The following is a 25,468-nucleotide window of genomic DNA, read 5'->3' as shown; positions in this document are numbered from 1 at the left end:
GGCAGCCACGCCCCGGGCAGTCCGCCACCGCCCGCAGCGGCGGCCGCCACCGAGCCGGGCGGCCGTTCACCGAGCCGGGGTGGCTGCCACCGAGCCGGGGTGGCTGCCACCGAGCCGGGGCGGCTGCCACCGGCCCGGCGTGGCCGTCACCGGGCGAGGGGCGGCCCGTCACCGACCTGGGCGGCTCGCCGCCACCAACCGTTCCGGAGGGCCCATGGGACGTTATGTGATCCGCCGCCTGCTGCAGATGATCCCGGTCTTCATCGGGGCCACCCTCCTGATCTTCCTCATGGTGAACGTGATGGGCGACCCCATCGCCGGACTCTGCGGCGAACGGCAGTGCGACCCCGCCACGTCGGCCCAGCTGCGCGCGGAGTTCGGCCTCGACAAGCCCGTCTGGCAGCAGTACCTGACCTACATGGGCAACGTCTTCACCGGAGACTTCGGCACCGCGTTCAACGGGCAGGAGGTCACCGAGCTGATGAGGACGGCCTTCCCGGTCACCATCCGGCTGACGATCGTCGCCATCCTCTTCGAGATCGTCGTCGGCATCGTCCTCGGCGTCGTGACCGGACTGCGCCGCGGCCGGCCCGTCGACAGCGGCATCCTGCTGGCCACCCTCGTCGTCATCTCGGTGCCCACCTTCGTCACCGGCCTGCTGCTCCAGCTGCTCTTCGGTGTGAAATGGGGCTGGATCGACCCGGCCGTCTCCTCCGAGGCCCCGTTCGACGAGCTGATCATCCCCGGGCTGGTGCTCGCCTCGGTGTCCCTGGCCTACGTCACCCGCCTGACCCGCACCTCCATCGCGGAGAACCGGCGCGCCGACTACGTCCGCACCGCCATCGCCAAGGGCCTGCCGCGCCACCGGGTCATCGTCCGGCACCTGCTGCGCAACTCCCTCATCCCGGTCGTCACCTTCATCGGCACCGACATCGGCGCGCTGATGGGCGGCGCCATCGTCACCGAGCGGATCTTCAACATCCACGGCGTCGGCTACCAGCTCTACCAGGGCATCCTGCGCCAGAACACCCAGACCGTCGTCGGCTTCGTGACGGTCCTGGTCCTCGTCTTCCTGGTCGCCAACCTGATCGTCGACCTCCTCTACGCCGTACTCGACCCGAGGATCCGCTATGCCTGAGCAGCAGCCCTACGAACCCGAGCGCGCCGTCGCCGGAACCGGCATGGGCGGGCAGATGGACCTCGGCGCGAGCGAGGCGGTCACCTTGGAGAAGACGCCGTCGGGCCCCGACGGGACCGACCCCCAGGACAAGCCCCGCAGCCTCTGGTCCGACGCCTGGCACGACCTGCGCCGCAACCCGGTCTTCATCATCTCGGCCCTGGTCATCCTCTTCCTCGTCGTCATCTCCCTCTGGCCCTCCCTGATCGCCTCGGGCAGCCCCCTCAAGTGCGACCTGTCCAAGTCCCAGGAGGGCTCGCAGTCCGGCCATCCCTTCGGCTTCAACGGGCAGGGCTGCGACGTCTACACCCGCACCGTCTACGGCGCCCGCGCGTCGGTGACGGTGGGCGTCCTCGCCACGCTCGGCGTCGCGATCCTCGGCAGCGTGCTCGGCGGTCTCGCCGGGTTCTACGGCGGGGCGGGAGACGCGATCCTCTCCCGCATCACCGACATCTTCTTCGCGATCCCGGTCGTCCTCGGCGGCCTGGTCCTGCTCTCCGTCATCACCAGCAACACCGTCTGGCCCGTCATCGGCTTCATCGTGCTGCTCGGCTGGCCCCAGATCTCCCGCATCGCCCGCGGCTCCGTCATCACCGCCAAGCAGAACGACTACGTCCAGGCCGCCCGCGCCCTCGGCGCCTCCAACTCCCGGCTGCTGCTGCGGCACATCACGCCCAACGCCGTCGCCCCCGTCATCGTCGTCGCCACCATCGCGCTCGGCACCTACATCGCCCTGGAGGCGACCCTGTCCTTCCTCGGCGTCGGGCTGAAGCCGCCCAGCGTGTCCTGGGGCATCGACATCTCCGCGGCCGCCCCCTACGTCCGCAACGCCCCGCACGCGCTGCTGTGGCCGTCGGGCGCGCTGGCCGTCACCGTCCTCGCGTTCATCATGCTCGGCGACGCGGTGCGCGACGCCCTCGACCCGAAGCTGAGGTAGCCGGCCATGCTGCTCGAAGTGCGCGACCTGCACGTGGAGTTCCGGACCAGGGACGGCGTCGCCCACGCCGTCAACGGCGTCACCTACGGCGTCGACGAGGGCGAGACCCTCGCGGTGCTCGGCGAGTCCGGCTCCGGCAAGTCCGTGACCGCGCAGGCCGTCATGGGCATCCTCGACATCCCGCCCGGACGGATCACCGGAGGCGAGATCCTCTTCCAGGGCAGGGACCTGCTCAGGATGAAGGAGGACGAGCGGCGCACCGTACGCGGCGCGCAGATGGCGATGATCTTCCAGGACGCCCTCTCCTCCCTGAACCCCGTGCTCAGCGTCGGCGCCCAGCTCGCCGAGATGTTCGTCGTGCACCGGGGGATGTCCAGGAAGGACGCGAGGACGAAGGCCGTCGAGCTGATGGACAGGGTCCGCATCCCGGCCGCGAGGGAACGCGTCGGCGACTACCCGCACCAGTTCTCCGGCGGGATGCGCCAGCGCATCATGATCGCCATGGCGCTGGCCCTCGAACCCGCGCTGATCATCGCCGACGAACCGACCACCGCGCTCGACGTCACCGTCCAGGCCCAGGTCATGGACCTCCTCGCCGAGCTGCAGCGCGAACTCGGCATGGGGCTCATCCTCATCACCCACGACCTCGGCGTCGTCGCCGACGTCGCCGACCGGATCGCCGTCATGTACGCGGGCCGGATCGTCGAGTCGGCACCGGTCCACGACATCTACAAGGCGCCCGCCCACCCCTACACCAAGGGCCTGCTCGAATCCATCCCGCGGCTCGACCAGAAGGGCCGGGAGCTCTACGCCATCAAGGGCCTGCCGCCCAACCTGACGCACATCCCGCCCGGCTGCGCCTTCAACCCGCGCTGTCCCATGGCCCAGGACGTCTGCCGGACCGACGTGCCCCCGCTGTACGAGGTGGACGAGGACCGGGGCAGTGCCTGCCACTTCTGGAGGGAGTGCCTCCATGGCTGACGCACCCACGGCACCCGCGGCACCCGCGCCCGCCGCGGCCGGCCGCACCGAGGAACCCCTCCTCCAGGTCCGCGGCCTGGTCAAGCACTACCCGCTCACCCGGGGCATCGTCTTCAGGAAGCAGATCGGCGCCGTCAAGGCCGTCGACGGCGTCGACCTAGAACTCGGCCGCGCCGAGACCCTCGGCATCGTCGGCGAGTCCGGCTGCGGCAAGTCCACGGTCGCCAAGCTGCTGGTCAACCTGGAGAAGCCCACCGCCGGCACGATCCTCTACCGCGGCGAGGACGTCACCAAGCTCTCCGGTCGCGCGCTGAAAGCCGTACGCCGCAACATCCAGATGGTCTTCCAGGACCCCTACACCTCGCTCAACCCCCGGATGACCGTCGGCGACATCATCGGGGAGCCGTACGAGATCCACCCCGAGGTCGCGCCCAAGGGCGACCGGCGCAAGCGGGTCCAGGACCTCCTCGACGTGGTCGGACTCAACCCCGAGTACATCAACCGCTACCCGCACCAGTTCTCCGGCGGCCAGCGCCAGCGCATCGGCATCGCCCGGGGACTGGCGCTGCGCCCCGAGATCATCGTCGCCGACGAACCGGTCTCCGCGCTCGACGTCTCCGTCCAGGCGCAGGTCGTCAACCTGCTCGACCGGCTCCAGGACGAGTTCGACCTCAGCTATGTCTTCATCGCGCACGACCTGTCGATCGTGCGGCACATCTCCGACCGGGTCGGCGTCATGTACCTCGGCCGGATCGTCGAGACCGGCCGGGACGCCGAGATCTACGACCACCCGACCCACCCGTACACCCAGGCCCTGCTCTCCGCCGTCCCCGTGCCCGACCCGGCGGCCCGCGAGCACCGGGAGCGGATCATCCTCGCCGGAGACGTGCCCTCCCCGGCGAACATCCCCTCGGGGTGCCGCTTCCGCACCCGCTGCTGGAAGGCCCGGGAACGCTGCGCCCTGGAGGTCCCGCTGCTCGCGGTCCCGGCCGAGTTCCGGGACGTGTCCGGGCCCGCCGCGCACGACTCGGCCTGCCACTTCGCGGAGGAGAAGCAGGTCGTGCCCCCCGAGGAGGCGGTGCAGCCCCCGCCCCCGCGCACCTCGGCGGGGCTGTCGGACGAGCCGGAGGACGACGTGAAGTAGCGGTGCGGACGCGCCGGTCTCGTTGACACGCAGGCGACTCGGCCGTCTTCGTTCCGATATACGGACGCGGCAGGCTGGCCGGCGTACGGCCGTGCGGGTGCCGTGGACCGGCCGGGGCGCGTGGTGCTGCCACCCGCCCCGGCCGGTCGTCGCGCTACCCGGCCTTCAGCGACCGCTTCAGGAAGTCCACCTGGAGCAGCAGCAGGTTCTCGGCGACCTGCTCCTGCGGGGTCATGTGCGTGACCCCGGACAGCGGCAGCACCTCGTGCGGGCGCCCGGCGGCCAGCAGCGCTGAGGACAGCCGCAGGCTGTGGGCCACCACCACGTTGTCGTCCGCGAGGCCGTGCACGATCATCATCGGCCGCGCGGGCTCGGCGGCGCCCACCAGACCGTCGTCGTCGACCAGGGAGTTCGCCGCGTACACCTCCGGCTGCACGCGCGGGTCACCGAGGTACCGCTCCGTGTAGTGGGTGTCGTACAGCCGCTGGTCGGTGACCGGAGCGCCGACGACGGCGGCGTGGAAGACGTCGGGGCGGCGCAGCACCGCGGCCCCCGCGAGGTAGCCGCCGAACGACCAGCCGCGGATGGCGACCCGGCCGAGATCGAGCGGGAAGCGCTCGGCCAGCGCGTGCAGGGCGTGGATCTGGTCGTCGAGGACGACGGCGAGCAGATCGTTCTTGACGGCCTTCTCCCACGCGGGCGAGCGCCCCGGCATGCCCCGTCCGTCCGCGACGAGCACCGCGAAACCCTGGTCCGCGAACCACTGTGAGGTCAGGTACGGGTTGTGGGCGGCGAGGACACGCTGGCCGTGCGGTCCGCCGTACGGGTCGAGCAGCACCGGGAGGGGTCCGTCGCCCTCGGCATAGTCGTGAGGCAAGAGCAGGGCGCACGGTACGCGGCGTGCGCCCCCCTCCGTGAGCGTCACGCGCGGGGACAGACCGGGATCTTCGGCGTACGAGGCGATGGTCGCCGCCTTCGCCGCGCCGCCGGACGGGGTGCCCGACGCGGTGCGCCCGGCCTCGCGCACCAGCCTCACCTGGGTGCCCGGCCGCTCCGGCACCGCCGAGACGAGCACCGTCACGCCGCCCGAACGGACCGCCGAGTGCACTCCGGGCTCCTGGGAGACGCGCTCCACGCCGAGTTCGTTGACGCGGTAGACGTGCACCTCGCCGATCTCCGGCGCCGCCGCGGCCTCGCCCGCCGACGCCGAGACCAGCACGTCGTCGTCCGACACGTCCAGCACCGCCCGGACGTGCAACTGCGGTCCGGTCAGCGGGCGATCACCGAAGGCCAGCACCCGCGCGCCGCCCTCGTCCGCGATCCGTACGAGCTGTCCGCCGGGGCTCCAGCAGGGCACACCGGGGAAAAGATCAAGCCATTGTGGATCTTCGTCCGCGTGCACCATCCGCGTCGCGCCGGTGTCCGGGTCCACGGCCAGGAACAGCTGGCTGCGCTGGTCCCGGGCCTGCACCAGAACCAGCGGCGCCCCCGCCGCCGACCAGTGCACTCGCGCCAGATACGGGTACCGCGCCCGGTCCCAGAGAACCTCCGTGCGCTTCCCGTCGAGCCCCATGACGAACAGCCGTACGTCCGCGTTGTCCGTGCCCGCGGCCGGGTACGCGACCTGCTGCGGATCGCGCTCCGGATGCGCGGGGTCGGAGATCCACCAGCGCCGTACGGGCGCGTCGTCGGCCCGCGCGACGAGCAGCCGCTCCGAGTCGGGCGACCACCAGAAGCCGCGCGAACGCGCCATTTCCTCGGCTGCGACGAACTCGGCCAGACCGTACGTGACCGTCTTGGCCTCGGGCTCCGCCAGCGCCCTGTCCTGCGTGCCGTCGGCGCCCACGACCCGCAGGGAACCCCCGGTGACGTACGCGACGAAGCGGCCGTCGGGGGAGGGGCGCGGGTCGATCACCGGCCCGGGGACGCGCAGTTCACGTGCCGTGCCGGCGCGCAGCTCCGCCGCGAAAAGCCGCCCCGACAGCGCGAATGACGCCAGTTCCACGGCGCTGTCCGTGGCGTAGCCGACGATCCCCGCGCCGCCCTCGCGGCTGCGCTCCCGGCGGGCCCGCTCCTGCGCCGACAGCCGCTCGCTCGCGCCGCCGAGCAGCGCCTGCGGATCGGCGGCGACGCGCTCCCCGCCGTCCCCATCAGCCCCGATGTCGAGGACCCACAGCTGGTTCGCCCGGTCCGTGCCCGAGCGGGAACGCAGGAACACCACCCGGGAACCATCGGGGGACACGGTGAAGGCGCGGGGCGCGCCGAGGGTGAACCGCTGGGTGCGCGCCTGCCGGCGCGGGAAGGAATGTGCCTCTGTCGTCATGCCCCGACCATATTGGCCATGCGCCCCCTTGTGCGGCCGTGCGCCGATCGATGCGCGCGTACAGATAGTTATGATCACTAGCGCAGCGTGGGTAGGAAACTGCTGCCCGTTGGATGGCTGTTGCTGGAAGCCGTACGAGCCCCCCGTACGGCACCGTACGACCCCCTAGTCCCTGGGATCTTTGGAGGTGAGCCGCCGTGGCACTCTCGATTTCGGCGGTGGTGCTGCTGGCGATCATCGTCTTCATCCTGATCAAGAAGTCAGGGTTGAAGGGTGCGCACGCGGTCGTATGCGTCCTGTTCGGCTTCTACCTCGCCTCGTCCACGGTCGCCCCGACGATCAACGACATCACCACGAACGTCGCCAGCATGATCGAGAGCATCAAGTTCTGAGTGCCGCCCCCTCGCGTGTTACCCGCTGGTAAGGAATGATGGCGGGTGATCATCCACGCGTTCAGGGCGGAGTTGACGGTGACGGTTTCCGAGGCACGGACCAGGGTGCACGTCTTCCGCGACGACGCCCTCGGCGACCACGACGCGGTCGGCCTGGCCCGTGCGGTCCGCAGGGGCGAGGTCGGCGCCGCCGAGGCCGCCCGTGACGCGGCCGCCCGGGTCGAGGCGGCCGACGCGCGGCTCAACGCGGTCCAGGTGCGCCTCGACGTCCCGGCGCACGGCTCGGGCGGTGCGCTGGCCGGTGTGCCGACCTTCGTCAAGGACAACACCGACTACCGGGGCCTGCCCACCGGGCACGGCAGCGCCGCCTTCGCGCCCCGGGCCGCACGGCGGCACGCCCCGTTCGCCCGCCAGTTGCTGAGCACCGGTGTCACGGTGCTCGGCAAGACCCGGCTGCCCGAGTTCGGCTTCAGCCCCACCACGGAGTACGAGGACGCCGAACCGGTCCGCAACCCGTGGCACACGGACCACTCGGCGGGTGGCTCGTCCGGCGGCAGCGCGGCGCTCGTCGCCGCCGGCGCGGTACCGATCGCGCACGCCAACGACGGCGGCGGCTCCATCCGCATCCCCGCCGCCTGCTGCGGACTGGTCGGGCTGAAGCCGACGCGCGGCCGGGTGGTGGCCAACGCGCAGGGCCGCCAGCTCCCCATCGACCTCGTCACCGACGGCGTCCTGAGCCGCTCGGTGCGCGACAGCGCGGCCTTCCTGGCCGCCGCGGAGCGGCACTGGCGCAACCCGAAGCTCCCGCCCGTCGGCCTGGTCGAGGGCCCCTCGGACCGCCGCCTGCGCATCGGGCTCCTCATCGACTCCCCGAACGGCGTCCGCTCCGACGCGGACACCCGGGCGGCGGTCGAGGAGACGGCCCGGCGCCTGGAGCGGCTCGGCCACACCGTGGAGCCGGTGGAACTCTCCCTCGACCCGCGCTTCACCGAGGACTTCCTGACCTACTGGGGCCTGCTGTCGTTCCTGCTCGGCGTCACCGGCAGGACGCTGGGAGCGGACTTCGACCGGCGCCGCATGGACGGGCTGAGCCGGGGCCTGCGCGAGACGTACGTGGCCAACTGGAAGAACACGCCCGGCGTACTGCGCAGGCTCAAGCGCACCCGGGAGGCGTACGCGGCGGGGTTCCGGGGCGTCGACCTGATCCTCTCCCCGGTGCTGGCCCACACCACCCCGCCGATCGGCCACCTCAACCCGGCCGTCCCCTACGCCACGCTGATCGAACGCATCCTCGCCTACGTGGCGTTCACCCCGGTCAACAACGTCGTCGGCACCCCGTCGCTCTCCCTGCCGGCCGCGCGCACGACAGCGGACGGCCTCCCCATCGGCGTCATGTTCTCCGCCCGCCCCGGCGCGGAACGCACGCTGCTGGAACTGGCGTTCACCCTGGAGGCGGACCAGCCGTTCCGGCGGATCCAGGACGCCGTCTGAGGGGTGAAGGAGGCATCGGCGCCCACCTGGGCATCGCCGTGAGGACGGTGGGCCGCCTGGCACCCGACGCGTCCGTCGTGCCTCGCCGGGAGATGCGGCAGCTTCTCGATCAAGGACCCGGCCCTCGGCGATGCCGACAGCGGCCTGCCGCCCGAGGTGATCGCCGAGGAGATCGTCCGCGGCCTTCAGTCCGCCTTTGAACGAGTTCACCGTGATTGCCCAATCCCTGGGCGGCGACGTGGACGTACTGGAGGCCGAGGTCGAGTAGCGGCCCCGCGGGATCAGCCCTCGACCGCGTACGGCAGGAATCCGGCCCACGCGGCGGGGGCGAAGGCAAGCTGAGGGCCGCCGAGGTTCTTCGAGTCGCGGACGTGGACCGTGCCGGGATCGGTGGCGATCTCGACGCAGGAATCGCCCTCGCTGCCGCTGCTGTAGCTGCTTTTGAACCAGACGAGGTTGGAGGCGCCCCCGGACGACGTCTTGCGGATCATGTCTCCCCCAGGAGTTGTTCGATAAAGGCGGTCGACTCACGTGGCGTAAGTGCTTGAGCCCGGATGATGCCATACCGAAGTTCCAGGATACGGAGCTGCCGCAGGTCGGAAACCGGTCGCCCGTTGGCCACCGCCGGCGAGCGTCCGACTGCCGAACCGTCCTCGAACTTGAGCACCTCGATGCCGCCGTCCACTCCCGCGTGCTCGTAGCGTTCCAGCGGCATCACTTGAAGATCGACGCTACACAACTGCGCCATTTCAAGAAGATGTTCAAGTTGGCCGCGAAGGACGTCCCTGCCGCCCAGCGGACGCCGAAGGGTCCACTCCTCCAGGACGAAGCTGAGGTCGGGTACCGAATCTCGCTCGAAGATCGCTTTGCGGGCGATGCGCGCCGTGATGAAGCGCTCCACTTCCTCCGCAGAGTAGGTCGGGCGGCGCATGGACAGGAGGGCACGTACGTAATCCGAGGTCTGCAACAAGCCGTGGACGTGCAGGGGGTCATAGAGCTGGAGCTCAACCGCCCGCGCCTCCAACTGTGCGAGATCCCGAACCTTCTTCGGATACCGGACCTTCTTCACGTCCTCCTGCATCGCCGCGATGAGCCCACCGGCGTGCAGCACCTCGTCCGCCTTGTCCAAGTACTCGGGCCGAGGGATCCGCTTCCCCGTCTCGATCTTGTACACGAGATCCTCGCCGTACCCGGCCGCCGTCGCGAAGTCGCCGACACGCATCCCCGCCGCCTCCCGGCGAAGCCGCAACTGCCTTCCTACCGTGGCCACGACGGCCAGTGCCCAGTCGTCGTCCGGGTCCACCTCCCAGCCCGGCTCGTCCGCCTGGTCCGGCTCCGTCCCGACCCGCACCGCCTCACCGTTCACCGACATGCGCGCCCCTCACGTGATGCTGCGACGTACCGTTCCGCCCAGTTCGCAGGAGCTGCTTCGACAGTCCCGACAGCGCTGGACAGATCTTGGACTGTGGCTCTACGTAACAGAGCAATCACGCATCACGGTACGTCCGGTCGGCCACGCTCGGTGATGTGAATCAGCAAACTCAGGGAATCGCCGAGCACGGGACACGACCCGAACCCGACGTCACCGTCCGGAACTTCAGCATGCTGCTGTCCTCCACCCCGCGCGGCGCCCGCCTCGCCCGCCTGCTCGCCGTGGACGCCCTCCGGAACTGGGGGCTTCCGTACGAGAGTGCGGGCCACGTCGTCGCGGAACTGGCCGCCAACGCTGCCACCCACGGCCGACTCCCCGGCCGCAGCTTCCGTCTCACGCTCTACGTGGTCGGTGCCACGCTCCGTATCGAGGTCACCGACACGCGCGGTGAACGGATGCCCGCGCTCCAAGTGCCTGACGCCGCCGCGGAGTCGGGCCGGGGCCTGCTGGTCGTCGAGGCGCTGGCCGACCGCTGGGGAGTGACCGAGGGGCGGTTCCCGCGCAAGACCGTCTGGGCCGAACTGAGCTTCACGCCACCGGACCCCGTGTCCTCGCGCTCCGGTGCCGTCGGCGACTGAAAGACAAAGAACCTCAGGGGAAAACACCCTCACCGAACCCCACCCCTCCCGCCCGTGGTCGCACTCACTCGGGCGGGTGAACATCCCCGGTTCGGCTGGATTTCCGGGCCTCCGAGGCCCGACGCTCAGCGCAACGCACCACCACCACAACCACAGACATGAGACGGCCCCCGCCGGGACGGCAATCCCAGTGCGAGGGCCTGACCACCGAGGAAGATAGAGGCTTCCCGATGGGTATCCAGAACCCTAGCGCGCCCCCGCGCGCCCAGGCCCGCCCTGCGGGCAACAAGCACCCGAACCGGGCTCACCGCACCGGCTCCGGCGGGCTCCAGCACGACAACTCCCGCCACACCACCCGCTTCACGGTGGTCGGCAACCACCTGGCCCAGCACGGGGAACTCTCGCTCCTCGCCATCGGGCTCGGCACGCACCTCCAGTCGCTGCCGAAGGGCGCCCCCGCCGACATCAAGAGCCTCGCGGCCCGGTTCCCCGAGGGGGCCACCCGTATCGCCGCCGCCCTCCGCGAACTGGAGACTCACGGCTACCTGCGGCGTGAACGTCACCGCACGTCCTCCGGCCGCATCGTCACCCGTACGGTCTCCTGCAATCAGCCGGGGGCCGGCCGGAACCCCGCCGGAAGGGCCCCCGCTCCCCGCTCGGAGCCCCGACAGGCGGAGCCACGGTGCGATGAGGCGGCGGCCCCCGAAAAGCACACGGGACCCGAGAAGCCCGAGAGGCCCGGCAAGCGACCGCCCCGTAAGCCCCTCCCCGCCGTGCCGGGCCCGGCGTACGCCGCCCCCGGACTCCTCCGGGCCGCCACCGGCCTCCTCGCGGACCTGCACCGTCACGACTCACGACTGCTGCTCTCCGCCTGCGAAGCGGCCCACCTGACCCCCGGTGTCGCCGCCTGGCTGGAGCGGGACGTCAGCCCCGTCGCCGTACGCCGCGCCCTGACGGCCGACCTGCCGCCCGAGGGCGTACGCCGACCCGCCGCCCTCCTGGCGCACCGCCTCGCCGCACAGCTTCCGCCTCCGCCGCCGTTCCCGGCGCCGGTCACCGACCCGCCGCCCGCACGGCACCCGATGCAGAACTGCGACGGCTGCGACCGCGGGTTCCGCTCGCCCCGCCCCGGCCGCTGCCGCGACTGCCGCTCCGACCTTCAGGAGGCCGCCTAGCATGAACGTGACGATCCTTGCCCGAGCCCGTGGGCACACACGACGAGGAGCGAGCGCCATGACCATCGCACCCGGCAGCGCAGACCAGGGCGCCTCCCACATGTACCGGGCCATGCGCGACTTCGTTCAGTCCGTGGACGACACGCTCCCCGGCAAGTTCGAGATCACCAAGGAAGGGATCGTCCACGACATGATGTCGCCTGTGAAGCAGCATGAGCTCACCGTGCTGCGTCTCCGGAAGCGCCTGGAAAAGGCCATGCCGGAGGAGATCGTGGCGCACACGGGTGAACCCGACGTGGAGGGCGCCTACGAGGGGGTCCTGCGTCGCCCGGACGTGATGGTGATCGCCGAGGAGGACATGGAGGGGGAGGGCACCTTCGACCCCCGTACGGTCCTCGCCGCCGTCGAGATCGTCTCTCGTTCCAACCCGGACAACGACTGGATCGCCAAGACGCGTGATTACCCGCTGCTCGGCATCCCCGTGTACGCGGTCTTCGACCCCCGTACCGGCAGCGGCGCCGTCTTCACCGACATCCACTCCACCCCGGACGGCCCCCGCTACGCCACCCGCAAGGACTTCGTCTACGGCGAGGACGTCACCATCGGGGAGTGGACCATCGCGACGAACGGTCTGCCCCGGTACCGGGACGAGGACGCGGACGGTGCCGCCTCATAGGCTGGCCTCATGACGGAACTGCCCGACCGGCGTCTGCTCCTGGTGCACGCGCATCCGGACGACGAGTCGATCAACAACGGTGCCACCATGGCCAGGTACGCGGCCGAGGGCGCCCGGGTGACCCTGGTGACCTGCACGCTCGGCGAGGAGGGCGAGGTCATTCCGCCCGGACTCGCCCACCTCGCACCCGACCGGGACGACGCGCTCGGCCCGTACCGGGTGGACGAGCTGGCCGCCGCGATGCGGGAGCTGGGCGTCGTCGACCACCGGTTCCTCGGCGAACCCGGGCGCTTCCGGGACTCCGGGATGATGGGGACCGCGCAGAACCACCGGGACGGGGCCTTCTGGGCGGCGGACCTCGACACCGCCGCCGCGCACCTCGTCGAGGTCATCCGCGAGGTACGGCCCCAGGTGCTCGTCACCTACGACCCCGATGGCGGCTACGGACACCCCGACCACATCCAGGCCCACCGCGTCGCCACCCGCGCCGCTGGACTGGCCGGGGACGGGGACTTCCGTCCGGACCTCGGGGAGTCCTGGGAGATCGCGAAGATCTACTGGAACCGTGTGCCGCGCCCCGTGGCCGAGGAGGGCTTCGCACGGCTGCGTGCCGAGCTGGCCGACCCCGCGAGGGCGGGCGCGCTGCCGTTCACGGCGGCCGCCGAGGTGGACGACGTGCCCGGCGTGGTGGACGACGCGGTGATCACCACCGAGATCGACGGCAGGGCCTTCGCCGCCGCCAAGGCCGCCGCGATGCGGGCCCACGCCACCCAGATCGAGGTCGCCGAGCCCTGGTTCGCGCTCTCCAACGGGCTCGGGCAGCCGCTGTTCACGACGGAGTACTACGAGTTGGTGCGCGGCGGACCCGCGTGCGGGGCCACGGGGGCGGGTGCGGCACGGGAGAGCGACTTGTTCGCCGGGGTCGGCCTCGCGGGGACCGACGAGCGAGAGGGGGGCGTCCGATGAGCGGGACGGACAGGCAGGGGGGCGGGCTCGCACAGCCGCTGGCGGTGCCTCCGGGCGGGCGGATCGCCGCCTACGTGGGGCTTTTCCTGCTCGGCGCGGTGATCGGTGCCGCCGGGGCGCTCGTGCAGTCCGGCTGGCTCCCCGGCGGCCTGCTGCTCGCCCTCGTGGGCGCGGCGGGTGTCTTCCTCGGCGGGGGGCGCGCGACCGGTACCAGGGCCGGAGCCGTCGCCCCCGCGGCGGGCTGGATGGTCGCCGTCGTCCTGCTCACCGCGAGCCGTCCGGAGGGCGACTTCCTCTTCGGCGCCGGCCTCGGCTCGTACCTCTTCCTGCTCGGCGGGATGGCGGTCGCTGTGATGTGCGCCACCCTCGGCCGGGTGCGGCAACCGGCCGGGCCCGGCGTCCGACTTGGGAAGTGACGTACCACTTCGCCGTAGTGGCCCCGTGCGGGTCCGGTGTGACTTTCCCTCGCGGGCGCCGTCAGCGTGTCGGAAGCGGCCAGTATGGTGGTGCGCGCCGCCGAGCTGCCCGAGATGAGGTCGAGTAAACGGGCGGCGGAGCCAACCGGGAGAACCTGCCTTGAGTCGTGAAACTGACAGTTCGTCCTCCGGGCCCAACGGGCGCGGTGGAGCCGCGTACCCGTCGGGAACGCCGCCGTACGGGACACCCGCGATCTCCGAGACCGGTGCCGACGCGGCCCGTTCGGCCGGCACGCCGCCGGAGGAGCGCAAGACCGAGACCACACTGACGACCCGCATCCGGATCAACATCCCCGGATCGCGGCCCATCCCGCCGGTCGTCGTACGCAAGACCGTGGCCGACACCGACGCCCCGTCCGACGGCGCGGGCACCGACACCGGCACGTCCGGTGCCGTGAGCCCGCCCGCCGTCGCCGAGGCGCCGCCGGAGGCACCGGCCGAGCCCGAGGAGAAGGCGAACAACTGGTTCGCTCCCCGCAAGTCCGGGGCACCCAAGGGCGGCCCGGGCGGCGCCTCCACCAACGGGTCCGGAATGTCCGGGAGTTCGCTGCCTCCGGGACCGCAGGGAGCGGGCGCTCCGGGCGCGACGGCCCCCGGCGGCACGCGTGCCCCCGGTGCGAACGGCGGCGGCCCGGCGGGAGGCCCCGGCGTGCCGCGCCCCGGTGCCCCCCGTCCCGGCGGCACCAACGGCGCCGGGCTGCCCGGTGCCACCGGCGCCGGACCCGTCGCGCCGGGCCACGGCGGCGGCACGGGCTCCTTCGACGTGTCCGGTGCGCTGACGGGATCCAGCACGGGTTCCTTCCCTGCCCTCGGCTCCGACCCCGCGGGCGAACCGCGACGCGACGACCTTCCGTACTTCGCCGAAGGCGGCCTCGGAAGTCAGGGCGGCGGCCAGGGCGGTCGCGGCGGCCCCTCCGGGCCGACCGGCGGCCCGGTCACCGGGGACGGCCGGCTCACGCCGCGCCCCGGCCCGGGTGCGAGCCCCGGCAGCCTCGCCGCGCGTCCGGGCGGGCCCACGGGACCCGGCGGGCAGGGCGGCCCCGACGCGGGCCCGGCGGGCCCCGACTTCGGCATGACGCCCGGTGGCGGCCTCAGCGACGACACCGCGATCCTCACCCCGCAGAAGCCCGCGCCCGAGCCGGGCGGCCCGGGGTACGGCGGCGCCGGGGACAACGTCTCCGGGCACACCCTGACCAGCGGCATCCCCGTCGTACCGTCCTCCCCGAACTCACAGTTCGGGCCCGGCGGGCGCACCGACGGGAAGCCGCACACCCCGCCGAAGCTGCCGGAGCCGTCCCAGCCGGCCGCCTCCTCCGCGAAGCCCAAGGCCAGGAAGAAGGGGCGCAGCAAGCTGGTGCTCCTCTTCGTCCTGGTGCTGTTCGTCGCCGGTGTCGCCTACGGCGCAGGGCTCCTGATGAACCACTCCGACGTGCCCAAGGGCACCACCGTGCTCGGCGTCGACATCGGCGGCGGTACGCGGGACGAGGCCGTCCAGAAGCTCGACGACGCCTTCGGCGACCGTACGAACAAGGCGCTCCAGCTCTCCGTCGACGGTGACACCGTCTCCCTCAAGCCGGACCAGGCGGGCCTCCAGCTCGACGCCCAGGCCACGGTCAGGGCGGCAGCGGGCAGCGACTACAACCCGGTGTCGGTGATCGGCTCCCTCTTCGGCGAGCAGCGGGTCGTCGAGCCCGTCATGCCCGTCGACGAGGAGAAGCTGCGCGCGGCGCTGGAGCGGGCCGCGGGCGGCGCGGGTTCGGCGAGCGACGGCACCGTCAAGTTCCAGGCGGGCAAGGCCGTCGCCGTCTACGGCAAGGAGGGCAAGGGCATCGACACCGCCCGGTCCACCGAGGCCGTGCAGGAGGCGTACCGCACCCAGGTGGAGACCGGTTCGGCCGGTGCCGTGAAGGTCCCGACCACCACGCGCAAGCCGACGGTCTCGAACGCCGAGGTCGACCGGATGATGAAGAAGTTCGCCAAGCCGGCGATGTCCGGGATCGTCACGGTCCAGACGGACGCCGTCCACACGGTGTCCTTCAGCCCGCAGAACTCGCTGTGGAAGTTCCTCCGGGTGAAGGCCGTCGACGGCAAGCTCGTCGACACCTACGACAAGGCGGCGCTGAAGCAGCTCTACGGCAACACCTTCGACGGCGTCCTGATCACCCGGGGCACGGGCAAGAAGACGCCGGTGACCGTGGAGGACGTGATCAGCACGATGCGTCCGGCGCTGCTCAGCACGTCCGCCGCCGACCGGGTCGTCACCATCGAGACGGACCCGAGCTAGCACCTACCGGCGGATCAGCTCACGGGGGCACCCCGGCCACGACGACCGTGGCCGGGGTGTTCCGTTCCGGTGGCCGGTGGCCGGTGGCCGGTGGCCGGTGGCCGGTGGCCGGTGGCCGGTGGCCCGGTCCCCGTGTTTCCGTTTCCGGCCGACGTTCCGGAGCCGCCTCGCCGCCGCATGACATCTGTCATCCCGGACCCGGGATCCGTGACACTGCCGCACGGTCCGCTCCGCCGCGACGATGGATCACATGACAACGACTGCGGCGACCACCACCTCGGTGGTCGGCTTCGACTCCGTGACCAAGACGTACGGCGACGTGCGGGCCGTCGACGGGCTGACGCTCGCATTGCACCCCGGTGAGACCGTCGCCCTGCTGGGGCCCAACGGCGCCGGCAAGTCGACCACCCTCGACCTGCTGCTGGGCCTCAAGCACGCCGACAGCGGCACCGTGCGGGTGTTCGGCACCAGCCCGCGCGAGGCCATCGTCGGCGGGCGGGTGGGTGCCATGCTGCAGACCGGCGGACTGATGGACGAGGTCACCGTCGGCGAACTGGTGAAGCTCGCCTGCGCCCTGCACCCCAGGCCGTTCCCCGTCGGCGAGGTCCTCGCCCGCGCCGGTATCACGCAGATCGCCGACCGCAAGGTCAACAAGCTCTCTGGCGGCCAGGAGCAGCGCGTGCGCTTCGCCCTCGCCACGGCGGGCGACAGCGACCTGATCGTGCTCGACGAGCCGACCACCGGCATGGACGTCACCGCACGGCAGGCCTTCTGGGCCACCATGCGCGAGCAGGCGGACCAGGGCCGCACGGTCCTGTTCGCCACGCACTACCTGGAGGAGGCCGACGCGATAGCGGACCGGGTGCTCGTCCTGCACCGGGGCCGCCTGCTGGCCGACGGCACGGCCGCCGAGATCAAGGCGAAGGCCGGCGCCCGCCGCATCGCCTTCGACCTGGAGGGCGGCATCGACGAGCCCGCGCTGCGGGACCTGCCCTTCCTCACCGCCCTCGACGTCTCGGGCCAGACCGTCCGCATCCAGTCGACGGACGCCGACGCCACCGTGCACGCGCTGTACGGGCTCGGCCTCTACCCCCGCAATCTCGAAGTCGCCGGGCTCGGTCTCGAGCAGGCCTTCGTCGCCATCACCGCGGCCGAGGAGGCCAAGCAGTCATGCTGAACACCTTCACTTCCTGGTGCCTGATCAAGCTGGAGATCACCCGCGCCCTGCGCAACAAGAAGTTCCTGTTCTTCTCGGTGATCTACCCCTCCGCCCTGTTCCTGCTCATCGCCGGCGGCCAGGACAGCACCACCGAGGTCGACGGCACGGGACTGAACCTGCCGACCTTCTTCATGGTCTCCATGGCCTCCTTCGGCGCCCTGACCGCCGTCCTGATGGGCAACAGCGAGCGCATAGCCAAGGAGCGCGAGAGCGGCTGGGTACGGCAGTTGCGGCTGACCACCCTGCCCGGACGCGGCTACGTCCTCGCGAAGACCGCGAGCGCCGCCGTGATCAGCCTGCCGTCGATCGTCGTGGTCTTCGTCGTCGCGGCCGCCGTCAAGGACGTACGCCTCGACGCCTGGCAATGGGGCGTCCTCACCCTCGCCATCTGGATCGGCAGCCTCGTCTTCGCCGCCCTCGGCGTGGCCATCGGCTACCTGGCGAGCGGTGACGCCGTCCGTCCGATCACGATGATCGTCTACTTCGGGCTCTCGATGCTCGGCGGCCTGTGGATGCCGACGACCACCTTCCCCGACTGGCTCCAGTCCATAGCCAAGTGGCTTCCCACCCACGCGTACGCTGCCCTGGGGCAGTCCATCGAACTGGGCGACGCCCCGCACACCAAGGACCTCGCCATCCTCGCGGTCTCCTTCGTCCTCTTCGCGGGCGGCGCCGCGTGGCTGTACCGGAAGGACACGCTGAAGGCGTGAGTGACGTCGGCATCGGGCAGCGCCCGCAGAACCGCAAGCAGAGGATGGTCAAGTCCCTCTGGACGGGGATCTGGCTCGTCTACCTGAGCGCACCGGTCAACGACCTCCTGGACGGCGGGCACAGCACCGGCGCCCGCGTCCTCGGCTGGCTCGGCCTCGCCGGGTTCGTCGTGTGGTACATGCTGCTGCTCTTCCGTACCGGGCGCGGCGAGACGGACCGGCTGGTCCTCGGCTCGCTGGCCGTGCTCGCCGCGGAGTCCTCACTGCTCGTCCTCACCCTGGGACGGGAGTGGCTGGTCCTCTTCGTGTACGTGTCCATCGCGTCCGGCGCGGCCCTCCCGCTGCGCCTGGCCCGCTGGACCATCCCCGCGGCGTGCGCCCTGATGACGGGCCTCGCCCTGGTGGTGACGGACGGCTCGGAGTACCTGGGCGGGCTGCTGATCCCGGCCCTGCTCGGCGGGTTCGCGATGACCGGTGTCCGGGAGCTGGTGCGGACGACGATCGCCCTGCGCGAGGCCCGTGCCACCGTCGCCCAGCTCGCCGCCAACGAGGAGCGGCTTCGGCTCGCCCGCGACCTGCACGACCTGCTCGGCCACTCGCTGTCGCTGATCACCCTCAAGAGCGAGCTGGCCGGCCGGATGCTTCCCGACCACCCCGACAAGGCGGCCCAGCAGGTCACCGACATCGAGAACGTCAGCCGCCAGGCGCTGGTCGACGTCCGTGAGGCGGTCAGCGGCTACCGGCGGCCCCGGCTGGCCGGTGAACTCGCGGGTGCGCAGGTGGCGCTGACGGCGGCCGGCGTCGTCGCCGACCTGCCGACCGAGCCCGACCTCACCGGCGTCCCCGAGGAGAGCGAGTCGGCGCTGGCCTGGGCGCTGCGCGAGGCGGTCACCAACGTCGTGCGGCACAGCGGGGCCCGGCGCTGCGTGGTGGCACTCGTACCGCGCCAGACGCTGGACGGCCGGGTCGTCGAGCTGTCCGTGGAGGACGACGGCACGGGTGGTTCCGGCGGTTCGGGCAGCGCCCCCGGCAACGGTCTCACCGGGCTGACCGAGCGGCTGGAGAAGGCCGGGGGGACGCTGGAGGCGTCCCGGCAGCGGCGCGGCTTCCGGCTGGTCGCCCGGGCGCCGATGGACCCGTCGGCCGCTTCGGCGGACCAGGGGGAGGGGGCGCCCGGTGACCAGCCGGGAGGCGCTGTCGGCGACGCCGTAGGATCCGGGGCATGAGCTCCACGATCAAGGTCCTGCTCGCCGAGGACCAGTCGATGGTCCGCGAGGCGCTGGCCGCCCTGCTCGGCCTGGAACCGGACATCGAGGTGGTCGCCCAGGTGGCCCGCGGCGACGAGGTGGTGGCCGCGGCGCGCGAGCACGAGATCGACGTGGCGCTGCTGGACATCGAGATGCCGGGCGCCACCGGAATCGAGGCGGCGGCCCTGCTGCACCAGGAGTTCCCGGAGCTCAAGCTGCTCGTGCTCACCACGTTCGGCCGCCCCGGCTATCTGCGCAGCGCGATGGAGGCGGGTGCCGACGCCTTCCTGGTCAAGGACGCGCCGGCCGCGCAACTCGCCGCGGCCGTACGGAAGGTGCTCGCCGGGGAGCGTGTCATCGACCCCACGCTGGCCGCGGCCGCCCTCGCGGAGGGCGCCAACCCCCTCACCGAACGCGAACGCGAGGTGCTGCGCGCGGCGGCGGGCGGCGCCACCAACGCGGAGCTGGCCACCACCCTCCACCTGTCGCAGGGGACGGTCCGCAACTACCTCTCCACGGCCATACAGAAGCTCGCGGTGCGCAACCGCGCCGAGGCGGTCCGCACCGCCCGCGAAAAGGGCTGGCTGTAGCCCCTGACGGGCCGCCGGGGCGACGGGGCGTCCGGGTGGCCCGGGGGACTGCCTTGAGCGGGGGTCCGGTCCGGGCGGGTCAGTTGAGCCGGGAGCGGGCCGCGTGGGCCTGTCGTCTCACCTCGTGCGCGGCGGGCTCGTCGACGGCGGCCACCACGTCCGCGTACGCGTCGAGTTCCGCCGCCCCGGTGAGGAACTCGCCCCGCTGCACCAGCAGTTGCGCACGCTCGTAGCGCAGCCGTGCCGGGTGCGAGGGCAGCAGCAGCGACAACTCCACGGCCCACAGCCCGACGGCGGAGCACTCGGGTCGGGCGGCTGCCCAGGCGCGGATGTTGTTCAGGATCCGCAGGACGACGTCGAGCGGGTCGGCGGGCGTGAGCATGGCGGGGTTCAGCGGCGCACCGGTCGCGCCGGTGACGAACAGTTCGGCGTCCGGCCTGGTCAGCACCCGCCCGCCGTCGAACGGGTCGGCCAGCACCTGCTCGTCGACCGGCCCGAAGCCCACGACGAAGTGGCCCGGCAGCGCGACGCCGTGCACGGGCGCACCGGCCCGCCGCGCCACCTCCATCCACACCACCGACAGCAGGATGGGCAGCCCGCGCCGCCGCCGCAGCACCGCGTGCAGCAGCGAGGACTCCAGACGCCGGTAGTCCGCGGGCAGCCCGTGGAAGCCGTGGCGGGTGCCGAGGAGTTCGGCGAGCGCGGTGGCCCAGGCGTGCGGACCGCCGGGCCGGAAGGGCAACTGCCCGGCCAGGTCGTCCAGCGCGATCTGGGCGGCGTCCATACCGGCCTCGTCGAGCGTCCCGTCCGCCACGGCGCCGATCAGCAGGCAGAGCGCGGCGAGATCGGGCCGCTCGGCCCGGGCCTCCTGGGCGAACCGCCGCCGCCACTCGGCGTCCCGCTCCGGTTCCGGAGGCTGAGGAGTGCGCATACCGGCCCCGTGCCGCGTCACGCCGGTGCGGACGTGCCGCGGCCGGGGGCGGCTGCCGCCCGGTCCGGCTCCGGCGCCCGGTAGTGGTGGTAGGCGTGGTGGGCTTCGAAGCCCATCCTGGCGTACAGGGCCCGTGCGGCGGTGTTGTCCGTCTCCACCTGGAGCCAGGCCGCCGAGGCGCCCTCGTCCAGGGCGCGGCGGGCCAGTGCGGCCATGACCGTGATGGCCAGGCCCCGGCGGCGGAAGGCGGGGTCGACCTCGACCGCCGCGAAACCCGCCCACCTCCCGTCGACCACACACCGTCCGATCGCCGCCGGGGTGCCGTCCCCGTCCTCGGCGCCCGGCACCGTCGCGAACCACACCGAGGGGCCGCCGCCCAGCACCCGCAGGGCCACTTCGCTCAGCCCCTTGCGCCGGTAACGCGCCAGCCAGGCCTCGTCCGCCGTACGGGACAGCGTGACCACCGGGGCCTCGAGGGAGTCCGAGGCTCCTGGGGCTCCTGGGGCTCCTGGGGCTCCTGGGGCGGTCAGGGCTACCGCGCCTGGGGCCTTAGCATGATCGGCGAGCGGAGCCAGGGAGGCGATCCACGTCTCCGCCGTCACCTCACGCGTCCAGCCGCGCGCCTCCAGTTCCGCGCAGAGCGCCTCGTGGGTGTCCTCGGCCCCCGTGGCGGCCTGGAGGTACGCGGGCAGCCCACGGGCGGCGTACCAGGCGCGGACGCGGCTCAGGGCGACGTCGAGGGGAAGGCCGGGGTCGCCGAGCGGGAGCACCGAGTTGGCGCGGCGGGTGAACCCGGACGCGGCACGCAGCCGCCACTCGCCCAGCGGCTCGCTCTCCACCGGCGGCCAGGCCCGGGCCGAGACCCGCGCCAGTTCCCCGAACGAGGCGGCCGGGCCCCTGCGCCTGGCCGGCGCGGGCGGTACGACCTTGCCCGCGACCAGCGCGGACTCCGCAATCCGGACACGCTCGCCGGTGCGTCGTGTGATCAGCAGCACACCGTCGTCCCATGATGTGAGAACCCCGACCGTGTCGGTGTACTTCTCACCCTTCGCGGCATGTTCGTCGCGTCGTCGTACGGAAACACGTTTTCCCACGTCAGCAGCGGTGATGCGGACCACGAGCCGACCGGCCGCAGAGATTTCCACTGGTCAGTTCACCCCTCCTGTTCGGATCACACCCAGGAACGGAGATACTAGATGCGGGCATCGACGACGCCGCGCTCCCGCGCGCCAGGCGGCGGAGCCTGAGGAGGCCCGCCAGCGCCCTATCGAGGAGGAACGACAGCGTGACCTACGTCATCGCGCAGCCTTGTGTCGACGTGAAGGACAAGGCGTGCATCGAGGAGTGCCCGGTCGACTGCATCTACGAGGGCCAGCGGTCCTTGTACATCCACCCGGACGAATGCGTCGACTGTGGAGCCTGTGAGCCGGTCTGCCCGGTCGAGGCGATCTTCTACGAGGACGACACTCCGGAAGAGTGGAAGGACTACTACAAGGCGAACGTCGAGTTCTTCGACGAGCTCGGCTCGCCCGGCGGCGCCAGCAAGCTGGGACTGATCGAGCGGGATCACCCCTTCGTGGCAGCCCTGCCGCCGCAGAACCAGTAAGCGGTACGCACATGCGCCGCCTTGGTCCCGTACGGCCCCGCCGCCGTACGGGACCGAGGCGTTTGACGAGAAAGTGAGCCCGATCCCCGTGTCCGCAGTCTCCGACCGGCTTCCCGTCTTCCCCTGGGACAAGCTGGAGCCCTACAAGGCGACGGCCGCCGCTCACCCGGACGGCATCGTCGACCTGTCCGTCGGCACCCCGGTCGATCCGGTGCCCGAGCTGGTCCAGAAGGCGCTGGTCGCGGCCGCCGACTCGCCGGGCTATCCCACGGTGTGGGGCACGCCCGAGCTGCGGGACGCCATCACGGGCTGGACGGAGCGGCGGCTGGGCGCGCTGGGGGTCACTCACCGCCACGTGCTGCCGATCGTCGGCTCCAAGGAACTGGTGGCCTGGCTCCCGACCCAGCTGGGCCTCGGCCCGGGCGACCGGGTCGCGTATCCGCGTCTCGCCTACCCGACGTACGAGGTCGGAGCCCGGCTCGCCCGCGCGGACCACGTCGCCTACGACGACCCGACTCAGCTGGACCCGGAGGGCCTGCGGCTGCTGTGGCTCAACAGCCCGTCGAACCCGACGGGACGGGTCCTGTCCCGGGCCGAGCTGACCCGGATCGTCGCCTGGGCCCGCGAGCACGGTGTCCTGGTCTTCTCCGACGAGTGCTATCTGGAGCTGGGCTGGGAGGCCGACCCGGTCTCGGTGCTGCACCCGGACGTGTGCGGTGGCTCGTACGAGGGGATCGTCGCCGTCCACTCGCTCTCCAAGCGCTCGAACCTCGCCGGCTACCGGGCGGCCTTCCTCGCCGGTGACCCGGCCGTCCTCGGCGACCTCCTGCAGATCCGCAAGCACGGCGGCATGATGACCTCCGCGCCGACGCAGGCGGCCACGGTGGCCGCGCTCGGCGACGACCAGCACGTACGGGAGCAGCGCGAGCGGTACGCGGCGCGTCGCGGCGCACTGCGCGAGGCCCTGCTGGGGCACGGCTTCCGCATCGAGCACAGCGAGGCCAGCCTCTACCTGTGGGCGACGCGCGACGAGTCCTGCTGGGACACCGTGGCCCACCTCGCCGAGCGGGGCATCCTGGTGGCGCCGGGCGACTTCTACGGCCCGGCCGGCGACCGCTTCGTCCGCGTGGCCCTCACGGCCACGGACGAGCGCGTCGCGGCGGCGGTGCGGCGCCTGGCCTAGCGGGCTGCGGGAACCACGCGCGCGTACGGCCGAGGGGCCCGGGGAGTCGCACTCCCCGGGCCCCTCCGCCGTACGGCAGGGCGTCCGCGCCCGCGCTGTGCCGGATCAGCCGAGCGGCAGGGTCTTCACGGGGAGGTTCTGCGCGGGCAGGCCGCCGTGCGCCGACTTCGCGGATTCGCCGAGCAGTCCACCGGCCTGGCCCGCCGTCTGCCCGACCACCTTCTGCGCGGCGGGCTGGGTGGTCCTGACCGTCTTGGCCCCGGTCCTGGCCACCTTGCCGGCGGTCGGCACGGCCTTCTTGACCGCCTTGCCGCTGGTGTCGCCCGCGACCCCGGTGACGTGCTGGGTCGCGCCGTCGAGGCTGTTGCCGACGTTCGCTCCGTCCAGGGCGGTCGCTCCGCCGAGGTCGGGGGTGGCCGGCAGCCCGGTCGCCGCACCGGCGGAGCCGGCCGCACCGACCCCGGCTGCCGCTCCCGCTGCGACGAGCAGCGCGGCACGGGCGATCCGGCGGGTCAGGGGGAGGGACATGATGCTCCTTAGACGGGAGAGAACCTGGAAGTGTCCGACCGCGCCCGGCGGTTGAGCGTCCGGGCTCGGACGCAGTGACTACCGCTCGAAGCCCGCGAAGGTTGCGGTGGCCCCGCGTAAAGAGTTGGCAATGCGTCGCATAATCGGCTGTGGATAAAAGCGGGCAAAAGTCGACCGGCCGGAGGGCCCGTCGAATCGTTACTGCTCATTGCCGCCAAGGGATGCGCGGGGCATGGAGGTGACCGCGCGACCGCCGACGCGCACGGCCGGCCCGACGCCACGCGGATGACCCCAATGGGTGACCGCCCGCACTGCTGCCCGCACGCCCGCATCGGCCCGCACGCCGCGTCCGGCCCGCACGGCCGTAGGCGGCCCGCACGCGCCGGGCCTACTCGCCGGCGACTATCCGCACCTCGGCCGTGGCCTCACGGGCCGGCGCGCCGTTCTTCTCGTCGGTGCCGCGCCACTGGCTGCCGGTGCTCCCGGACGTCCACACGCGGCCCGCGTAGGAGACCTCGCGGATGTGCAGCGCGGTGGAGTTGGCCACGGCCCAGTGCGCCACCTCCCAGCCCCTGCGGCGCGCGTCGGCCTTTCCGGCGGTGCCCTCGGCCACCGGGACCGTCACCGTCCCGCTCACGGCCGCCCTGGGCGTCGGCGAGGGCCGCGTGGCGCCCACCTCCGCGCCCACCTCCGCCCCGGCCTCCTGGAACGCGTCGCGCCCGAAGTCGCGCACCAGAGCGGCCCGCACCGAGTCCGTACCGCCGGTCCGGGTCGCCGCCGGGCGCCCCTCGCAGGTCAGCGTCGCCGCCGAGCGGCCGGTCAGCGCGGCCGCGAGCAGCGTGGCGTCCGGCTCGTGCTTCGCGTACGCCTGGGGGTAACCGCTGCGCTGCACCCGCTGCGCGGCGACCGTGAGCGGCAGCCGCGAGTACCCCGGCACCTTGGCCAGGTGCTCGTAGAAGACACCCGAGGCGTACGTCGGGTCCATGATCTGCTTGCTGGTGCCCCAGCCCTGCGACGGCCGCTGCTGGAACAGGCCGAGCGAGTCCCGGTCGCCGTGGCGGATGTTGCGCAGCCCCGACTCCTGCAGCGCGGTCGCCAGGGCGATGGTCACGGCCCGTTCGGGCATGCCGCGCGAGGTGCCGACCGCCGAGATCGTCGCCGCGTTCACCGCCTGCTCGGCCGAGAACTCGTAGGACGCGCCGTCGCCCTTGCCCGAGACGACCGTGCACCGCGGAGCCCCGGTGCCACCGGTGACGTACTGCGCGGCGAGATAGCCCGCGACGGCGAGCAGCACCGCGACGGCCGCCCCGAAACGGAGGAGGCGGCCGCGCCGGAAGAAGGTGGGGGACGGCTCAGGCACGCGTACAAGGTACTGGAGGCGGGCGTGGGCGGTCGCGGGCCTGTGGACAATCCGCGGCGGTC

25 protein-coding genes are annotated in these 25,468 nt (G+C 72.3%); 18 read left to right on the top strand and 7 right to left on the bottom strand.

What is annotated here, in order from left to right:
- Positions 1-214: 214 nt before the first annotated feature.
- Genes ACFY93_RS00330 through ACFY93_RS00315 form a run of 4 tightly spaced genes read left to right on the top strand, consistent with a single transcriptional unit; the run spans position 215 to position 4,239 of the window.
- Positions 215-1,138 (top strand): ABC transporter permease subunit, encoded by a 924-nt coding sequence (locus tag ACFY93_RS00330; protein ID WP_391352215.1) that lies wholly within the window; start codon positions 215-217, stop codon positions 1,136-1,138.
- Positions 1,131-2,114 (top strand): ABC transporter permease subunit, encoded by a 984-nt coding sequence (locus tag ACFY93_RS00325; RefSeq protein WP_391352214.1) that lies wholly within the window; start codon positions 1,131-1,133, stop codon positions 2,112-2,114. Before ACFY93_RS00330 ends, ACFY93_RS00325 begins: the two co-directional genes overlap by 8 nt.
- Before the next feature lie 6 nt (positions 2,115-2,120).
- Positions 2,121-3,095 carry an oligopeptide/dipeptide ABC transporter ATP-binding protein gene (locus tag ACFY93_RS00320; protein WP_391352212.1) on the top strand — a complete coding sequence of 325 codons (975 nt, stop codon included), beginning with the start codon at positions 2,121-2,123 and terminating at the stop codon, positions 3,093-3,095.
- On the top strand, positions 3,088-4,239 hold the full coding sequence (locus tag ACFY93_RS00315; protein WP_391352211.1) for a dipeptide ABC transporter ATP-binding protein: 1,152 nt from the start codon (positions 3,088-3,090) through the stop codon (positions 4,237-4,239). The genes ACFY93_RS00320 and ACFY93_RS00315 overlap by 8 nt, the downstream gene beginning before the upstream one ends.
- 154 nt (positions 4,240-4,393) lie before the next feature.
- Here ACFY93_RS00315 and ACFY93_RS00310 read toward each other — a convergent pair whose 3' ends face one another.
- Entirely contained in the window at positions 4,394-6,562 is a 2,169-nt protein-coding gene (locus ACFY93_RS00310) for a prolyl oligopeptidase family serine peptidase (RefSeq protein ID WP_391352210.1), read from the bottom strand.
- 197 nt (positions 6,563-6,759) lie between these two features.
- On the opposite strand from ACFY93_RS00310, the gene ACFY93_RS00305 reads away from it, so the two are divergent.
- Complete coding sequence (locus ACFY93_RS00305) at positions 6,760-6,954, top strand: hypothetical protein (protein WP_391352209.1); 195 nt, start codon at positions 6,760-6,762, stop codon at positions 6,952-6,954.
- A gap of 78 nt (positions 6,955-7,032) precedes the next feature.
- Positions 7,033-8,445 (top strand): amidase, encoded by a 1,413-nt coding sequence (locus tag ACFY93_RS00300; RefSeq protein WP_391352940.1) that lies wholly within the window; start codon positions 7,033-7,035, stop codon positions 8,443-8,445.
- Positions 8,446-8,726: 281 nt separating this feature from the next.
- Here ACFY93_RS00300 and ACFY93_RS00295 read toward each other — a convergent pair whose 3' ends face one another.
- On the bottom strand, positions 8,727-8,936 hold the full coding sequence (locus tag ACFY93_RS00295; RefSeq protein ID WP_391352208.1) for a DUF397 domain-containing protein: 210 nt from the start codon (positions 8,934-8,936) through the stop codon (positions 8,727-8,729).
- Complete coding sequence (locus ACFY93_RS00290) at positions 8,933-9,817, bottom strand: Scr1 family TA system antitoxin-like transcriptional regulator (RefSeq protein WP_391352206.1); 885 nt, start codon at positions 9,815-9,817, stop codon at positions 8,933-8,935. Before ACFY93_RS00290 ends, ACFY93_RS00295 begins: the two co-directional genes overlap by 4 nt.
- 155 nt (positions 9,818-9,972) lie before the next feature.
- Between ACFY93_RS00290 and ACFY93_RS00285 the strand changes: the two genes are divergently transcribed.
- From ACFY93_RS00285 to ACFY93_RS00240, 10 genes are all read left to right on the top strand, one after another.
- A complete protein-coding gene (locus tag ACFY93_RS00285) occupies positions 9,973-10,455 on the top strand; it encodes an ATP-binding protein (protein WP_391352205.1) in 483 nt (160 codons plus the stop codon).
- Positions 10,456-10,685: 230 nt separating this feature from the next.
- Positions 10,686-11,630 carry a helix-turn-helix domain-containing protein gene (locus ACFY93_RS00280; protein ID WP_391352203.1) on the top strand — a complete coding sequence of 315 codons (945 nt, stop codon included), beginning with the start codon at positions 10,686-10,688 and terminating at the stop codon, positions 11,628-11,630.
- Positions 11,631-11,688: 58 nt separating this feature from the next.
- Entirely contained in the window at positions 11,689-12,306 is a 618-nt protein-coding gene (locus ACFY93_RS00275; protein WP_391352202.1) for a Uma2 family endonuclease, read from the top strand.
- Positions 12,307-12,315: 9 nt separating this feature from the next.
- Positions 12,316-13,272, top strand: coding sequence for an N-acetyl-1-D-myo-inositol-2-amino-2-deoxy-alpha-D-glucopyranoside deacetylase (mshB, locus tag ACFY93_RS00270; RefSeq protein ID WP_391352201.1), 957 nt, complete (start codon positions 12,316-12,318; stop codon positions 13,270-13,272).
- Entirely contained in the window at positions 13,269-13,688 is a 420-nt protein-coding gene (locus ACFY93_RS00265) for a DUF6113 family protein (protein ID WP_391352199.1), read from the top strand. Before mshB ends, ACFY93_RS00265 begins: the two co-directional genes overlap by 4 nt.
- 160 nt (positions 13,689-13,848) lie before the next feature.
- Positions 13,849-16,032 (top strand): hypothetical protein, encoded by a 2,184-nt coding sequence (locus ACFY93_RS00260; RefSeq protein ID WP_391352197.1) that lies wholly within the window; start codon positions 13,849-13,851, stop codon positions 16,030-16,032.
- A gap of 250 nt (positions 16,033-16,282) precedes the next feature.
- On the top strand, positions 16,283-17,209 hold the full coding sequence (locus ACFY93_RS00255; protein ID WP_391352196.1) for an ATP-binding cassette domain-containing protein: 927 nt from the start codon (positions 16,283-16,285) through the stop codon (positions 17,207-17,209).
- The gene (locus ACFY93_RS00250) at positions 17,203-17,961 is read left to right on the top strand and encodes an ABC transporter permease (protein WP_391352195.1); all 759 of its coding nucleotides are present in this window, start codon (positions 17,203-17,205) and stop codon (positions 17,959-17,961) included. Before ACFY93_RS00255 ends, ACFY93_RS00250 begins: the two co-directional genes overlap by 7 nt.
- Positions 17,958-19,187, top strand: a complete 1,230-nt coding sequence (locus ACFY93_RS00245; RefSeq protein ID WP_391352194.1) for a histidine kinase — start codon at positions 17,958-17,960, stop codon at positions 19,185-19,187. The genes ACFY93_RS00250 and ACFY93_RS00245 overlap by 4 nt, the downstream gene beginning before the upstream one ends.
- On the top strand, positions 19,184-19,798 hold the full coding sequence (locus ACFY93_RS00240; protein WP_391352193.1) for a response regulator: 615 nt from the start codon (positions 19,184-19,186) through the stop codon (positions 19,796-19,798). Before ACFY93_RS00245 ends, ACFY93_RS00240 begins: the two co-directional genes overlap by 4 nt.
- A 79-nt stretch (positions 19,799-19,877) precedes the next feature.
- Here ACFY93_RS00240 and ACFY93_RS00235 read toward each other — a convergent pair whose 3' ends face one another.
- On the bottom strand, positions 19,878-20,729 hold the full coding sequence (locus ACFY93_RS00235; RefSeq protein ID WP_391352191.1) for a tetratricopeptide repeat protein: 852 nt from the start codon (positions 20,727-20,729) through the stop codon (positions 19,878-19,880).
- A gap of 17 nt (positions 20,730-20,746) precedes the next feature.
- Complete coding sequence (locus ACFY93_RS00230) at positions 20,747-21,874, bottom strand: GNAT family N-acetyltransferase (protein ID WP_391352190.1); 1,128 nt, start codon at positions 21,872-21,874, stop codon at positions 20,747-20,749.
- A gap of 140 nt (positions 21,875-22,014) precedes the next feature.
- Between ACFY93_RS00230 and fdxA the strand changes: the two genes are divergently transcribed.
- Both fdxA and ACFY93_RS00220 read left to right on the top strand, forming a co-directional pair.
- Positions 22,015-22,335: a ferredoxin gene (gene fdxA, locus ACFY93_RS00225; protein WP_003973842.1), complete on the top strand. Its 321-nt coding sequence runs from the start codon at positions 22,015-22,017 to the stop codon at positions 22,333-22,335.
- An 88-nt stretch (positions 22,336-22,423) separates the two neighbouring features.
- On the top strand, positions 22,424-23,518 hold the full coding sequence (locus ACFY93_RS00220) for a bifunctional succinyldiaminopimelate transaminase/glutamate-prephenate aminotransferase (RefSeq protein ID WP_391352189.1): 1,095 nt from the start codon (positions 22,424-22,426) through the stop codon (positions 23,516-23,518).
- Between the two features lie 105 nt (positions 23,519-23,623).
- Here ACFY93_RS00220 and ACFY93_RS00215 read toward each other — a convergent pair whose 3' ends face one another.
- Both ACFY93_RS00215 and ACFY93_RS00210 read right to left on the bottom strand, forming a co-directional pair.
- Positions 23,624-24,046: an ATP-binding protein gene (locus ACFY93_RS00215; protein WP_391352187.1), complete on the bottom strand. Its 423-nt coding sequence runs from the start codon at positions 24,044-24,046 to the stop codon at positions 23,624-23,626.
- 388 nt (positions 24,047-24,434) lie between these two features.
- Complete coding sequence (locus ACFY93_RS00210; protein ID WP_391352185.1) at positions 24,435-25,406, bottom strand: heavy metal transporter; 972 nt, start codon at positions 25,404-25,406, stop codon at positions 24,435-24,437.
- Between the last annotated feature and the right edge of the window lie 62 nt (positions 25,407-25,468).

Origin of the sequence: Streptomyces sp. NPDC008313 (assembly GCF_042956125.1) — a bacterium.
Taxonomy (GTDB): Bacteria; Actinomycetota; Actinomycetes; order Streptomycetales; family Streptomycetaceae; genus Streptomyces.
Note: the sequence above shows the minus strand (reverse complement) of the source record. Positions and strands in the feature narration are given on the sequence as shown.

Coding starts and splice junctions, on each gene's coding strand:
- ACFY93_RS00330 (WP_391352215.1), top strand. CDS start 215: ATGGGACGTTATGTGATCCGCCGCCTGCTGCAGATGATCCCGGTCTTC.
- ACFY93_RS00325 (WP_391352214.1), top strand. CDS start 1,131: ATGCCTGAGCAGCAGCCCTACGAACCCGAGCGCGCCGTCGCCGGAACC.
- ACFY93_RS00320 (WP_391352212.1), top strand. CDS start 2,121: ATGCTGCTCGAAGTGCGCGACCTGCACGTGGAGTTCCGGACCAGGGAC.
- ACFY93_RS00315 (WP_391352211.1), top strand. CDS start 3,088: ATGGCTGACGCACCCACGGCACCCGCGGCACCCGCGCCCGCCGCGGCC.
- ACFY93_RS00310 (WP_391352210.1), bottom strand. CDS start 6,562: ATGACGACAGAGGCACATTCCTTCCCGCGCCGGCAGGCGCGCACCCAG.
- ACFY93_RS00295 (WP_391352208.1), bottom strand. CDS start 8,936: ATGATCCGCAAGACGTCGTCCGGGGGCGCCTCCAACCTCGTCTGGTTC.
- ACFY93_RS00290 (WP_391352206.1), bottom strand. CDS start 9,817: ATGTCGGTGAACGGTGAGGCGGTGCGGGTCGGGACGGAGCCGGACCAG.
- ACFY93_RS00280 (WP_391352203.1), top strand. CDS start 10,686: ATGGGTATCCAGAACCCTAGCGCGCCCCCGCGCGCCCAGGCCCGCCCT.
- ACFY93_RS00275 (WP_391352202.1), top strand. CDS start 11,689: ATGACCATCGCACCCGGCAGCGCAGACCAGGGCGCCTCCCACATGTAC.
- mshB (WP_391352201.1), top strand. CDS start 12,316: ATGACGGAACTGCCCGACCGGCGTCTGCTCCTGGTGCACGCGCATCCG.
- ACFY93_RS00265 (WP_391352199.1), top strand. CDS start 13,269: ATGAGCGGGACGGACAGGCAGGGGGGCGGGCTCGCACAGCCGCTGGCG.
- ACFY93_RS00255 (WP_391352196.1), top strand. CDS start 16,283: ATGACAACGACTGCGGCGACCACCACCTCGGTGGTCGGCTTCGACTCC.
- ACFY93_RS00250 (WP_391352195.1), top strand. CDS start 17,203: ATGCTGAACACCTTCACTTCCTGGTGCCTGATCAAGCTGGAGATCACC.
- ACFY93_RS00240 (WP_391352193.1), top strand. CDS start 19,184: ATGAGCTCCACGATCAAGGTCCTGCTCGCCGAGGACCAGTCGATGGTC.
- ACFY93_RS00235 (WP_391352191.1), bottom strand. CDS start 20,729: ATGCGCACTCCTCAGCCTCCGGAACCGGAGCGGGACGCCGAGTGGCGG.
- ACFY93_RS00215 (WP_391352187.1), bottom strand. CDS start 24,046: ATGTCCCTCCCCCTGACCCGCCGGATCGCCCGTGCCGCGCTGCTCGTC.